Origin of the sequence: Rickettsiales endosymbiont of Stachyamoeba lipophora (genome assembly GCF_003932735.1) — a bacterium.
Taxonomy (GTDB): Bacteria; Pseudomonadota; Alphaproteobacteria; order Rickettsiales; family 33-17; genus RICK01.
This window is the reverse complement of record NZ_CP033611.1, coordinates 1,340,930-1,355,552: the sequence shown is the minus strand read 5'-3', so window position 1 is coordinate 1,355,552 and position 14,623 is coordinate 1,340,930. Positions and strand designations below refer to the sequence as shown.

Sequence of the window (14,623 nt, the reverse complement as noted above, 5' to 3'; positions counted from 1 at the left end):
AAAATCATCAAAATTAAGATCATTTTTACAAGCAAGAGTAATTATATGTCAAGCGCTGGTTCTTCAAATCAACATCTAGAAATTCAACTTAGTAATATTTTAAAAGATATAGATGAAGCTATTAAAAAATCTAGATTAATGCCTAATCAGATAGATGCCCAATTTAAAACCACCTTAGCTAACGTAATAACCATCAAAAATATAGAAAATTTATTTAAATTAGATGACCCTGAATACAATACTCAAACTTATACAAAGATTAAAGATAACATATATCAAGCTTATACTAATAAAATTGAACAAGAATTACAAAAAAATCGCAGAAAAGACGAAATTATTAAGAAGCTACAATCAGCCCAAAATGGAATTAACAATAACGATATAGCAAGTAATATTAATAAAATACTTCAAATTATACGTAACAAACAGGCAATTCTAGGTCAACTTAGCCAACAAAATAACGTTGTAATTAATATAGCTAAAGGAGCAACTGTAGGTGCTAAACCCGCCCCTCAACCTGAAGAAGAAGTTGATGTTATTACCTCATTAAAAAAAGAAGCCCAGCATGCAATTAAACAATATAATAAAAAAGTACTACTGACCAAAATAGATCCTCAACATTTTAAAGCACAACTTAAGCAAAAAATTAAAAACAGCGATGACATCAATTTCTATTTTAATGTTGATATTATAAACAGAGCTACTGTAATTGACGGAATAAATGCAGAAAATTTATTGGATGAATTTGCAAATAGAGTAACAAATTTTTATTACGAAATGCCCCAGAGCAATACTTACTGGCATACTTTATTATTACAGCACCCTACCCTACAAGGAACCGGAGAAGATACAGAAGAAACTATTGCGCAAGTTGTAAGTATTTTAAATAAACTACGTGATGAAATCAGCCTACCTACTAGATTCTCAACGGACTTATATGATAAGCAAGGTAATACCAATTTATACAGGCTAGAACAAGAATTCATTCATTTTGCTCCTGAGTTTTGGATTATGCATCGTCAAGGAATTATCTTTTTTATTTCTGCCAATCTTGAGCCTAAGTTACAAACACACGCATACGAAGGAGATTTTTTAACATTAATAGCTTTCCACCATGAACAAGGTAAAGTAGCTCATAATGATTTCTTATTAGATACTTTAGAGTCCGAGTGTGACAAAGCAAAAGAAGCGATCAAAAATAACCTTAAAAAGCAAAATAAACTAACAGAACAAGCATCCCAAATGGTTGATAACTTGCTTAACTTTGAAAATATTAAGCATCAACTTGAAAGATTTATATCATTATTACCATTCCTACATAAATCAAAAGTTGAAAAAATTCTAGGAAAACAAATTAGCGACCAGACGTATGAAAAACTTAAGTATGATGGCTTTGATAATTTAGAACGCCTTAGAATCAATGCTTTTACAGAAGCACAGGACATTGCTAATATATTTAAAATAGTAGCACCAAAGGAAATTTTTAATGCAACAATTTATACTACTCAAGCCTTACGCGAATTGAGTTATAGTGCATTATCTCCAGAAGAAGTATTGCACAATTTTCAACAAAAATTTGTTCTTTGGTCACAACAACATAACGCTATTGTTGAACAAGAAAGAGCCTCACAAGCTGGCGTCCCACAACCTGGTGACGGTAATGCAAACCGACCACAACAAGAAGCACAACAAAGAAAAGCTGAACAGAAGAGAAATGAAACTGTAACGGAAGTGAAAAATAATAGACCGGCGCCAATATTAGAGGCACTAAGACCCTTGCAAGAAGAAAAATTTAGAGCTCATAAAGCAGCACAACAAAGAGAAGCTGCTGAACAGAAGAGAAATGAACCTGTAGTGGAAGTGGAAAATAATAGACCGGCGCCAATATTAGAGGCACTAAGACCCTTGCAAGAAGAAAAGTTTAGAGCTCATCAAGAAGCACAACAAAGAGAAGCTGAACAGAAGAGAAATAAACCTGTAGTGGAAGTGGAAAATAATAGACCGGCGCCAATATTAGAGGCACTAAGACCCTTGCAAGAAAAAAAATTTAGAGCTCATCAAGAAACACAACAAAGAAAAGCTGAACAGAAGAGAAATGAAACTGTAACGGAAGTGAAAAATAATAGACCGGCGCCAATATTAGAGGCAATAAGACCCTTGCAAGAAGAAAAATTTAGAGCTCATAAAGCAGCACAACAAAGAGAAGCTGCTGAACAGGCAAGGCCCAGAGCTCAACAGCAAGAAGCACAACCAACAGAAGCTGAACAGAAGAGAAATGAACTTGTAGTGGCAGTAGCAATCCCAGCTCAAATCCAGCAAGATGCAATTAAAATAGGTCCAGATAAGATTGAAGCGCAAGCAAATCTTAAACAAATACAAGCAGATAAAGAGCTAGCAAGAGACCTACAACAGCAAGAAGCACAACAAAGAGAAGCTGCAAGAAAGCGCGAAATACGGAGAAAGGTTATAAATACTACCGTTAAAATCTTAGGTGTAATTTTAATAGTAACCATGGGTTTATTTACAGCCGGGCACTTACCAACGCTTAGAAATATCAGAGTATTAAAAGCAACCTCCGATTCAATTGGCAAAGCAGTATCTTACATTATACCAACCTCTGGCTTAGCAGCGCTTAATAAAGGCTTAAATCAAGCAACTCAAACCGGCAAAGGCTTTACAAGCCTAGTGAACAGCAAGTTATTTAAAAGCAACTCAAGAAACTTGTAATATCCAATATTACCTTAATGTTCACCAAAAAATCCTTTAACTAGGAGGCCCTGGTGGACATAAACAATGTAAGCTAGTATCTTACTAAACTTTATCATTGACTTTTTAGCGTAAAAGCCTCACAAATTTAATCAAATTATAGCAATTTATGTGAGGTCTTAATGCTAAACGCTAAACTAAGCAATGATAAAGCAAATCAATCATCTTATCCTTTTAATTTACCTAATCTTCCTTATGACGCTACTGCACTTGAACCGCATTTAAGCAGTAATACTTTTAGCTTTCATCATGGCAAACATCATCAAGCTTATGTAACTAATTTAAATAATTTACTTAAAGAACATGAATTTGCTAAACTTGACCTTGAAAAGGTAATTGCAAGTTCAGCTGGTAAAAACGAGTATGTAGGTATTTTTAATAATGCTGCCCAAGTATGGAACCATAGTTTTTACTGGCACTCTATGAAACAAAATGGCGGCGGCCAACCTAGTGGTACCTTGCTTGGTAGAATTAACACAGATTTTGGCAGCTTTGATAATTTTGCTCAAGAGTTTAAACAAGCTGGAGCCACCCAATTTGGCAGTGGCTGGGCTTGGCTGGTATTAGATCTAAATGACAATAAACTAAAAGTAACTAAAACTGCTAATGCAGATTTACCTATAACTAAAAATCAAGTAGCTATCATCACTGCTGACGTATGGGAACATGCTTATTATCTAGATTATCAAAACCGTAGACCGGACTATTTAGCAGTATTTTTAGAAAAACTAGTTAACTGGGACTTTGCTCAAGCTAATTTCGATAAAGCAATTAGCTAAACATCAAAGCTTCCACTTAAGCTATTTAATGTATTAAAACCTACCTTTCATTTTAAGGTAGGTTTTGCTTTGTTATAATATATGCAATAATAATACTTACTAATAGGAGACTTATAGATACAGCAAACTATAAAGCTTGGGTTTTCTAATAGTGTTAGTTATTACCATAATGCTTATACCATATCTCATTTGCTTACACCTCAATTCCTCTTCTATAGATAATAATTTGATATAAATCTTTAGATATGACAACAGAAGACCAATCATTTTAATAAAGTTGCCCAAAGCTTTTTGCAAAATATTATTCATATAGAATATCGCTCATCTTACCATTGCTTAAGTTTACAGGGAGTCTTCTTAACCATATGCTTAGGTTAAGGCTGGTTTATAATACCTATGTCAGCTCTAATACTTGCTGGGTTATAATAAGCATTGACTTAACTGGTTCAAAACTTTTGCGATGATGGGGTGTAATGCCATAAATGTTAATTGCCTCAATATGCGCTTTAGTGCCATAACCCATATTATTACTCCAACCATAATGCGGATAAACCTCGCTTAATGTTTGCATAATTCTATCACGAGTTACTTTTGCAACAATGGAAGCTGCAGCAATCTCATAATAGGTCCCATCCCCTTTAATGATAGATTGAGCGTATTTAAGTTCGTTCGGTACAAAATTTCCATCGATTATAATTTGATAATCAGCATGTTTTACTTGCTCTAGCAGTTTATTAGCTGCTAAGTAAAAAGCCTTTTTAGTCGCATTATAAATATTGATCTGATCAATTTCTGCAGCTTCTACTATTCCTAGGCCGATTATCGCCTGTTCACTAATAATCGAAAATAATTGTTCTCGCTTCTTAGCAGTTAGTTTTTTAGAATCATTGATTAAATCCATATTCTCAAAAGATTTAAACTTCACAGCAGCTGCTACAACCGGCCCTGCTAACGGCCCTCTCCCTGCTTCATCTATACCTATAGTCATTAAAGAAAGATTAAATAGCTTCATTAGTTAATTTTTTAATATTTATTTAATGTTGTTTTGTGTTATACTTAATAATAAAATTTTAGGAATATATAATGCAAAAACTATTTAGCAGAATTGGTATTATTATTTTGTGCATTTTAGTTGGATTTGGTTGTACTCAAAATTTACAAAAAGTCCAAACATTTGAAAAGTTTGATGATGATTTTCATGGCATTCTGGCAAAACAATATGCCGAAATGGCTAACATTCGCGCCGAAGGATATAATTGGAAATATGCGGAAAAATTTGCCCAAAAAGCAGTAGATGCTCAACATAAACTATTAGTGCTACCTGAAGATCCCAAAGATTGGAAAGCAAACAATATCAATTTAACCGAAGCTAACATATTAAGACAAGCAATCATCAGTCAAATTACTCATGAAAATATTAAAAATCAAGCGCAAGCTTTAGCTGAATTAATTTATACTTATGATTATTATTTGTTCCATAATTATAATAGCACTGACATTGATAGTATGATTACCAGTAAAAATAATTTATACAGCAAAATACGTGCTTTCCAGCTTATAAGAATAGCTTCCTATAAAATAGGTAAAACTATTGAGATTCGATTTGATAAGAAAGCTAAGCTAGCTCATAAACAAATTGCCTTGGTTAGCCATAAATATGACATAGCTAAAAAAAAATTTCGTAATGTAATACTAAGAAGTTATAGCAAAGTAGAAAGCCCACATCCAGATAAGCAAATAAAACACTTAAAAAATCAATTGAATAAGCTAGGAATCAACAGTAAAAACATTATAGTAATTAACTTTTTTGATCATAACTATAAAAAACATGCAGTAAAAGTTGACTTCGTCATAAATTGACTTTAAGGTTACCTTAACAAATAACTTAATTTATTAATATCAATCGTGTTCAAAAATTTATCAATAAATAGTTATATAAGCAAATTAGCGGTACTTCTATTCACTTTATGTAGTTGTACTTCTCTTGAAACATTGAAATCTTCTACTCCTCAAGGCGATAATTTTCAAAAAAAACTATTTGAATATTATAAAGACTTTGCCGACAATGAAGCTAAAAATTGTGATTGGCTTGATTCACAGCATTTTATTGATAAAGCTATGCTAATAGTTTATGGGCATAACGTACTTCCTGAACATCCAGATGATTGGAAGATACCTCAAGAAAACAAACTTGAAACTTTAGCTTACTATAATGAACTCAAACCATTGATTGATAATAAATACTTACGTAGCACTTTTCCAGAAAATTTAGCTAAGGCTCAATTTAACTATGATTGCTGGTTAGAAGAATTAGAAGAGAACTGGCAATATGAAGCAATAAAACACTGTAAAACCAACTTTGAGAATGAACTAATGTTACTCAAAGATAAATTAACAGCACATAATAACCAAATCAAACAATCAACACCAAAAAAAACAGAAGAACTGAAAGAGCAAAAACAAGTAGAACCAAAAGCTAAAGAGCCATTTAATGCCCAAGAAAAAATGGCTAAAAATGCTCAGGAATTCTTTCAATTTCGAATCTTTTTTGAGTTTAATAGCAGCAAATTAACCGCAGGAGCAAAACAAGTTTTAAATAAAATTGCTGATAAAATTAATAAAATGCCTCAACAACCAGAAGAAATCACTCTTAATGGTTATACTGACCACTCAGGAAAAGAGGAATACAATCTTAATCTGTCTAAAAAAAGAGCGACTGCTGTAAAAAATTATTTAACTACCAAGGGCCTTGATCCTAAAAAGATTGTTATATATGCTTTCGGTGAAGCTGATATCGCCTTTAATACAGCAGATAATACCAGGGAACCTGGTAGCAGAAGAGTTGAAATAGCGATAATTGATTAGCTTTATGCGCTATCATATTAACTAAAGTCTATTGAGAGATAAGTATTTTTATACAAATGCTGAGAAGCCAAGATTTTACTTGGTCTAGATCCGTAGTAAGCTTAAACCCACTTTCAACAACTATTTCCTCCATTTGCAGCTAGATTAGTTAAATATTTTTTATCAATAAATAAACTTCTTTCATAACTGAAAGAAGTTTATTGTTGGCTGCAATCTAGTTTTTTATAACCAACTGATATAGCAAGCTTTATTATCCTTACCTAATTGTTTAAAATTAATTAAACTTTACTTAAATAACATTCTATCCTTGTATAGCGATTGCCTATTTATTTACAAAATTCTTCTTTAAAAAAAACATAAAGAATTTAATATAGATTTATTATTCTTATAAAAGTTGTATTCTGTAACTTGATTAACAAATGGCTATATTTTATCAGGAATGTTATTGAATCCCATCATTTAAGGTTAGTTCGAGCGACTGACCTATACTCTTATCAACTAATAAAAAAACATTTTAAATTAAACATATGCAACCACAGATTACCCCCCCTATTATTCCTATAACTAATACATCCAAGCCCTCAATTAACCATATTATTGATCTATATTTTCAATCCACCGCCAATGGTAAAGTTAACCAAGCTACAACCAACCTGAAGAGCTTCATTGAAGAGCAATTAAATTTAACTCAACAAGTTTCTTTTTATGAGGAAAGTGCTCCTGATAATGCAATAGTAGCAAAGCTAACCACTAAAACTTTAAGCAACATCAACAACAAGATAGCGAAGTCTCTACATATCCAGCAGCAATCATTATTACAGCTTAAAAAGCAAATTCAAACTGCTTATAAATCAATAACTGAATTGTCGTTTATTACTGAACAACAAACTACCGAAGAGCTCATTGATTATTTACCTAAAATGCTCAATAAAGAGGCGAATAATATCACCGACCACGAGCAAAAATTATTAAGCCTTTTAGAACGTGAGCAATCACTCATAACTCGAATCAAACATAATAATAACACTTTTAAAGAAGTTACCGGCTTTAAAGCACACGCTATCAATTATGGTAAAAATGATATTGAAATTACTAATTATGATTTTAGCAAACATAATTTAAACAAACATAATTTATCTGGGTTAACTTTAATTGGATGTACATTTGGACCAATAGATAATACCAATTTTCAAGAAAGTGTTTTTAACGGATGTAATTTCAATGGAAGCTTTGATCAATGCGATTTAAAAGGCTCTAAGTTTATCAACTCGTTATCTAAAATTCAGCTAAATGATTGCAAATTTGCTCTAGCTGCTCCTCATATATATACGCCGCCTGAACAGTGGATTGCTGCTGAAGAACGCATTCCAATATTCGAACTTATAAAATTATTAATTAAAGATCCTACGGCAATGAATACTTCAGCAGAATATAATGATATTCTGCGTAGTTATTTTGTCATTATTTGCGAGAAACTTCTATTCAGCTTGACCGGTAGTATATCACCAGAAGTAAAAAAGTATTTTAAGATTCAATTTCCAGCTTTAAATAAAACCAATTTTTTAGATGAGTGGAAAAAATATTTAGATCCAATTTATGAATTAAATGTTAATGAAGATTTACAAGTTTTCGATTTACCCACAGCTTATTCACTCGAATTAAGAGAGATATATTACCAAATAAGAGCCAAATATTTCTATGAATATCTTGAATATGTAGCCCAACAAGTACAAGCTAACGGATTATATAAATTAAAGGAAAATTATAATACATTACTCACCCAAAAAGTAAAAAACATTGAACAACTAACTCAAGCATACAAAACTAAACTTAAAGAACACCAAGAATTTGAACAAAATTTACAAATACATTTAAGCGCCAAACCAGAAACCAAAAGCGAGGCTTACAAAAACAGCCTTCAAGAGAACCTGAGACTTGCCAAACAATCTATAAAAGTATTAGGCCAAGAATTAATGTACACCAAGCGTAGCTTGACCACTTTAACTAATAACTTCAAAGCAGAGATAGAAGAAAAGCGTCCTCAAAGCTTTAAAAGCTTTGTGCTAAAGCAAATGTTTAATGGGGTACAGGTAGCTAAATTATTACAAGAAAAAGGGATTAATCTAGACAATATGATGATAGACCTTGCCGGTATGGCTACAATCTCACCTCATAATTTAGAAAACCCACATTATAAGTTAGATTTTGGAGATTTTTCAGATTGCGATTTTAGAAACTTTTTAGGAGAAGAAGAAGAAGATTTGCTTGGTATTAAGTTCCACCGTTCGATACTTAGCCATGCTAATTTTAGTAGTGTCGGAAATTATTTTACCGCCATAAAACGCAAATTAAATTGGGGCTTTACACCCACGCACTTCAGTTTATGTGATATTAAACACTCTAATCTAAATCATGCTCAGTTTTTTGGTTCTAAGATATTCGGTAACGAAATACAGAACTCAAGCCTTTTAGATGCTGATTTTTCAGAATGCCAATTTATTGCAACTAACATTGAAGCATGCAATCTAGAACATACTAATTTTGCTAAATCAAAACATTTTGCTACAATTTTTGAAAAAAGTAAGCTACTTGCCACAAATTTTAAAAAAGCCCAATTTATTGAAACGCTCTTTAATCGCTCACAACTAACTGCAGTAAATTTTACCGAAGCAACTAGCATCTTATCTCAATTTAGCAATTTAAGGTTAACGGAGTGTGATTTTGAACATTATCAAAGTTTTAAAGATAGTTATGACAAATGCAAATCAATACACTCAAACTTTCAAAACTGTAACTTTAATTATTCTTCATTATCTAGCTTTATTTCAAAAAATGATGATTTTACTAAAGCTGAACTGAATCTTGAAAAGATAGTTTTTACTCAATTTATGGATATAAAGTGTAATGAGGCAAAACTTGCAGCCCAAAAACTACAAAAAACGATAATAAGAAATGGGCGTATCAAAGGCTTAAAGTTAGATTTTAAAGAAATAATCGATTATTTTGTATTTATTCCAGCAATAGAAGAAATTGAGAATGAAAATATAAGAAGTATTGAAGTCAGTACCCAAACTAAGCTCGGACACTTTATCTGTTCTAACATCGTATTCAAAAGCCTTAAAATTTCTCAAGCCGAACATCAGCATAAAATGCTTGCTAAATTAAACCGCCAAATATACGACCAAGTTTCTTCTAATCATCGTAAAATTATTAAACTTAAATATCCGGAAATGTATTTTGTATATGTAATACTTAAAAGGTTTACTGGCTTTTTAGATAATATCGAGCATCGCTTGCATCGCAGCTTTGTATTATCTTGGTTGTTCGCTTCGAGAGTTCATATTTTAGTATTGAATACTCCTGAACAACGGCAGTTTATTAATTTAGGAAGATTTAGCCTCTTGAGGGAAGTTAAAAATACGCCTCCAGCTACTTGTTCTATATTAGGAATAAAATTAAACACCTCTCTTAAAGATCTACCTGAGCATATTTGCGAAAAGTTAACTAACTTATTATATCATTTTGAGTTAACCAACTTTCTGATAATGGTTGTTACTTTATTTGCCACTTGCACTATTGCTGATTATTTTATTTTAAAGCTACCAGTTTTGATATTCTCTAAGGCCAGCTCTTTCTTTACCATTACAAATTTTGCTACTACTTATCTTAGTGCCATCACCACACCTTTTATTTTCATAGCAAAAAATGTATTAGGGTTACCTTTAATTTTAGAAACTGCTAAATTAACCTTAGTGTGTTCTATAACTGTTGTACTGAGCGCCATTATTTTACATAAACTAAGCCATTATAAAATCATTACGCCCAAAACTCTACCTAAACAAAAAAACCACCAACAAATTAAGCTACTAGAACAAGCAAACGAAAAACTACAAAGAGATAAAGAAGCAATAAGCGATCAAAAGATTGAAATAGAGTCAAGAAAAGCTATTTTAATAGCTGAATACCAAAATATAAAAAGCGATCAAACCCAAAGCATGCAATTTGTAGGATTAGAAAATGCTGAACTAGACAATACATACCAACTTCCCAAGTCTATTTTAGCTATAATTAATAGGTATAATAATAAAAAAGATTATTTAACAGAACCGGGAGACGCTCCAGAGCACATTTCAGAAGGAAACAATCCTCTCTATGCTAACCTTTTAAAAAAGGCCACGCAAGAATCATCATCCTTAAGAAATTTAATATCTAGAGCACAAGAAATTTCAATACCACGCTAATAATAAGCTTAAGATTGTTATTAATTCTTAAGCCATTATCTCCACTAACTTAAGATATGGCTTAGGGTCTTGCTCATCCTCAATCATCCAGCAAACTGCAAGTAATGCCTGTACATAGCTCCAGTCTTTAATGCGGCTTGCTTCTAAGTTTAGATTTCTAGCAAAAAGGTTGGTTCTGGTTTCAATGATATTTTTGGCATCTTTATGCCTGATTAACTCCTGGAGAGGGTTGCGAATAAAAGCTCCCATTTCATATTCCAACTCTCCAATTCTCCTTTTAGATCAATTGCTAAATATTTACCTTTTTTGCCTTTTAAGATATTATGATGATGCAGATCCCCATGGTGTAAAAATTGGCTGCGGGGATTACTTAACAATTGTTGGCTTTTAGCATCTGTGCTTTAGTAAGATATTCGGTTGGAATATTATATTCGTGATCTAACACCTTTAGCCATGTTGCCACAGTAGGATATTTAGATAAATTTAATTGAGAATAATGGCGAGGATAGTTATTTATTTGCTTAATAATTGAGGAAGCATGTCCCACGGCTTGCGTATCTCGATCTGGAAATAATTCTGACAATGTTGTTCCAGGAATTACGCGTTCTATAAGCAACGCGCCCATCTCTAAATTCTTACTAATAAGGCGTACAAAAATATTGCCCTGATACAATTCCAACATTTCTGCTTCTAAACTTAAAGCTTGCTTATCACCACTTAATTTTAAAATAATGGGCAGGCTATTTTGATATCCACTTAATATATAATTATAAGTTAAATCGGATAAGACATTTAAATTACTTAAATTCCATGATTCAACTAATTGTTGAACAATGAGCGGTATATTATCTAGCCACTTCCTCTCCTGCTCTTTCCACATACATTAATATTAAGTTTAAAATTACTTTAAAAATCTTACATCTAAACCATTTCTAGCGATAATTTTATTGTTAACGGTTTGCATTTCTCAAATAGCTTTCAAGTAGCATCTTGGTACCCACCTTCATTTTTCCTAAAAATTCCTTTCCCTTCTGAGTTATGCAAGTAACTTATAATATAACCATCATTAAACTGACTTAAATTTCTTTTTGAAAAGCAATCCAATCATCAAACATGATAGAAAGCTGATTAACATTACATAAAAGCTAGGCGAGATGTGATTTTGAGTTGTTTCAATTAGCCAAGTGGCAATAATGGGCGATGTGCTACCAAAAATACTAATACCAAGGGCAAAACTTAATGAAACAGCTCTACTTCTAACCGCCGAATTAGTTAGCTTGCAGGCAACCTGGTGAATTCCTCCTCCAAAAGCTGCTGCCAAAACAGTAATCAGTATTTGAAATAAAAATAAATGATGCTGGGTTAGCAAAGTAAAAAGTGGCACAGCACTTAAACAAGCTAAACCACTTGCTCCAAACATCATCAACAATATAGCTCTAATATTATTACTAAAATAGCGATTAAATAATAGCCCTAAGGAAGTTAACGCTATGATATAGCTAAATACTGCAACCAAAGTCACTTTAATTGAATAAGTACTACCAAGATGTAAATATTTATTACTATAAAAATTGGTAAACGTAATAGGCATCCATACTAGTATCCCTATTAATCCGGCAAAAATTGTTATACTTAAAAAACTTATTTTATCCCTAAAAACTTCTTTAAATTTTTCCTCTTGCTTTGTCTGTGTAAATGATATGCTTTCCCTTAGAATTTTTCGTAAGTAATAACTGACAATTCCAAGAATAAAACCTATTACAAAAGCTATTCTCCATAACCATTCAATTTCTTGATAAGCAATAATAATATAGCAAATTCCTAATGCCAGGATACTGCCTATCTGGCAAGAAGCACATAACAGACAACTTAGCAAAAAACGATGCCTAGGATAATTTTCTATTAGCAATATACCTGCATTACTATACTCACCTCCCATGGCGATACCTTGAATACATCTAACGATTATCAGAATTATAGGGGCAATTATGCCAATTTGATGATAGGTAGGTAAAAGTGCTATAATTAAGGTAGGTAATGAAATAATTAATATGGACTTCGTGATTGCTATCTTCCTGCCTAGCTTGTCACCTATTATACCAAAAATAATAGCTCCCACTGGTCTTGCAAAATATCCTAATGCAAACATCCCTAAACCCATTAAATGGGAAATAAATTCATTCTCTGCAGGAAAAAATTTTGGTCCAAGCACTGAAGATAAATGGGCAAACAGCATGAAATCATAAAATTCAAGAATGTTTCCTAGCAAAATAGCAAAAATTGGGGACAGAGACATATTAAACAACCATTAAGAAGTTACAAATTAAAACCATAATCTTAGCATTTTAGCATGTCAATTTAAAAGCACTTAATATAATAACTAATTATAGGAATAAATAGTAATATTATAGCTATCTATTTTGGTTTATAGTGCACAATTTTTATAAACAGGAACGGGTTCTATTTTTACTAAACGAAACTAGTTCAACAATTTTAGCATAGCTCTCTAATGACCAACTAAAAAAATTTTACTAGATTGGATCTTTAGCCTAAAGATATCTTCAAAACTTTTAAGCAACAAAATTGACTTATGTAATAGAGGGCTTTATTTCAAAGAACCCATTAACCTTTATAATTCAAAAGATCTAAAAAACTTCCCCAGTAAAGCACACAACCTTATTCTAAAAACAAAAAACAACAAAAATCATTATAATAAATTTACTTTAGCGCAAACACTTCAAAATGCTAATAGCCAATAATTAATACTTAAAAGTATACGCTTTAAGTATTTTTATAATGCATTCTAGCTAGCTCATTTAGATTTTTAGTGTATTATTCGCTATCTAATCAAACAAAGTACTTATTTCTTCACAAAGCTCATCAATGTTACAATTTGCTCCAGGCTTAACTCTTCAGCTCTTGCTTGCCCGGTAATACCAATTGATTGATAATCATGCTCATTAATTCCAATGTTTTCAAAAAACTTACGAAGCTGTTTTCTGCGATTATTAAAAAGTTGTTGGACAAAACTTTCGAAAAGTTTTAGCTCACCATCAAATAAAGGAGCCTTAGGTACTAACTTAACTACAGCCGAATCAACATTTGGTGGTGGATAAAAAGCTTTAGGCGGCAACTCAAATAATTTAGTAGCAGTAAAATAATTTTGTATAACTACTGAAATTCTAGAATAATCTTTAGTTTTAGGAGTAGCTGTTATTCTATCCACCACTTCTTTTTGTAACATAATGGTAATTTGTGAAAGGAACGGCAAAAATTTCAACCATTCAAACAATAGTACAGTGCCAATATTATAAGGTAAATTAGCAATTATTTGAAATTTTTGTGCTCCCAATTGGCTATAATCGATTTTCAGCGCATCAGCTTCAATAATTTTTAATTGATTCTCTTTCGAGACACTCACTAACTGTTGTAGCACTTCTTTAAATCTTCGATCTTTTTCGATAATGATTAACTGATGCGGATCTGCCTTTAAAATAGAGCGGGTAAGGCCGCCAGGACCAGGTCCTACTTCAATTACTACATCACTGGAATTAACTCCGGCAAGTCTTACAATTTTATCAGTAATATTTTGATCAAATAGAAAATTTTGTCCAAATCTTTTATCTGCAAACAACGCATTGGTTTTTACAATTTCGGCAATAGTGGGCAGATCATTAAGCTTCATGTAAAAAACCTTATAAATTTTTAGATGCTATGAGTAGCATCTAATCCATGAGTTTTGAAGGATAATTTTTTGAGTTTCAAGTAGATTATTGAAGAGATTGATATATTTATAACAAATGTGGATATAAAACAGCAATATAACTCTCATGCTTCTTAAAATTTTTGTTCGCTATAATACCTAAGAGCTATTAAAGGTTGAACCATATTATATAATTCTTATAAACCTTCATTGCAAACCTACCCGCTCGCTATAATATAAAAATGCCAGCAAACAGTATTTGCCAGCAT

The 14,623-nt window shown here is 32.0% G+C and carries 11 protein-coding genes; 5 read left to right on the top strand and 6 right to left on the bottom strand.

The genetic code is table 11. The features are described 5' to 3' along the window. Positions 1–45 precede the first annotated feature (45 nt). Positions 46–2,727 (top strand): hypothetical protein, encoded by a 2,682-nt coding sequence (locus EF513_RS06215; RefSeq protein WP_125216536.1) that lies wholly within the window; start codon positions 46–48, stop codon positions 2,725–2,727. A 161-nt stretch (positions 2,728–2,888) separates the two neighbouring features. Continuing rightward, positions 2,889–3,545, top strand: coding sequence for a superoxide dismutase (locus EF513_RS06210; RefSeq protein WP_125216535.1), 657 nt, complete (start codon positions 2,889–2,891; stop codon positions 3,543–3,545). Between the two features lie 394 nt (positions 3,546–3,939). On the opposite strand, the gene EF513_RS06205 is transcribed toward EF513_RS06210, so the two are convergent. Continuing rightward, positions 3,940–4,557, bottom strand: coding sequence for a ribonuclease HII (locus EF513_RS06205; protein WP_125216534.1), 618 nt, complete (start codon positions 4,555–4,557; stop codon positions 3,940–3,942). Positions 4,558–4,628: 71 nt separating this feature from the next. Here EF513_RS06205 and EF513_RS06200 point away from each other — a divergent pair, with 71 nt between their 5' ends. The 3 genes from EF513_RS06200 (at position 4,629) to EF513_RS06190 (ending at position 10,651) form a co-directional block, all read left to right on the top strand. Continuing rightward, a complete protein-coding gene (locus EF513_RS06200) occupies positions 4,629–5,405 on the top strand; it encodes a hypothetical protein (RefSeq protein ID WP_125216533.1) in 777 nt (258 codons plus the stop codon). A gap of 45 nt (positions 5,406–5,450) precedes the next feature. Beyond that, on the top strand, positions 5,451–6,410 hold the full coding sequence (locus EF513_RS06195; protein ID WP_125216532.1) for an OmpA family protein: 960 nt from the start codon (positions 5,451–5,453) through the stop codon (positions 6,408–6,410). Positions 6,411–6,937: 527 nt separating this feature from the next. Then, positions 6,938–10,651, top strand: coding sequence for a pentapeptide repeat-containing protein (locus tag EF513_RS06190; protein WP_125216531.1), 3,714 nt, complete (start codon positions 6,938–6,940; stop codon positions 10,649–10,651). Between the two features lie 27 nt (positions 10,652–10,678). Here the strand turns inward: EF513_RS06190 and EF513_RS08080 are convergent, their stop codons facing one another. From EF513_RS08080 to rsmA, 5 genes are all read right to left on the bottom strand, one after another. Further along, a complete protein-coding gene (locus EF513_RS08080; RefSeq protein ID WP_125216530.1) occupies positions 10,679–10,900 on the bottom strand; it encodes a hypothetical protein in 222 nt (73 codons plus the stop codon). Next, a complete protein-coding gene (locus tag EF513_RS08200) occupies positions 10,864–11,028 on the bottom strand; it encodes an aminoglycoside phosphotransferase family protein (RefSeq protein WP_125216529.1) in 165 nt (54 codons plus the stop codon). Before EF513_RS08200 ends, EF513_RS08080 begins: the two co-directional genes overlap by 37 nt. Then, positions 11,022–11,531: an aminoglycoside phosphotransferase family protein gene (locus tag EF513_RS06175; RefSeq protein ID WP_125216528.1), complete on the bottom strand. Its 510-nt coding sequence runs from the start codon at positions 11,529–11,531 to the stop codon at positions 11,022–11,024. The genes EF513_RS08200 and EF513_RS06175 overlap by 7 nt, the downstream gene beginning before the upstream one ends. A gap of 186 nt (positions 11,532–11,717) precedes the next feature. Next, positions 11,718–12,947 carry an MFS transporter gene (locus EF513_RS06170; RefSeq protein ID WP_125216527.1) on the bottom strand — a complete coding sequence of 410 codons (1,230 nt, stop codon included), beginning with the start codon at positions 12,945–12,947 and terminating at the stop codon, positions 11,718–11,720. 564 nt (positions 12,948–13,511) lie between these two features. After that, positions 13,512–14,336: a 16S rRNA (adenine(1518)-N(6)/adenine(1519)-N(6))-dimethyltransferase RsmA gene (rsmA, locus tag EF513_RS06165; RefSeq protein WP_125216526.1), complete on the bottom strand. Its 825-nt coding sequence runs from the start codon at positions 14,334–14,336 to the stop codon at positions 13,512–13,514. Positions 14,337–14,623 lie beyond the last annotated feature (287 nt).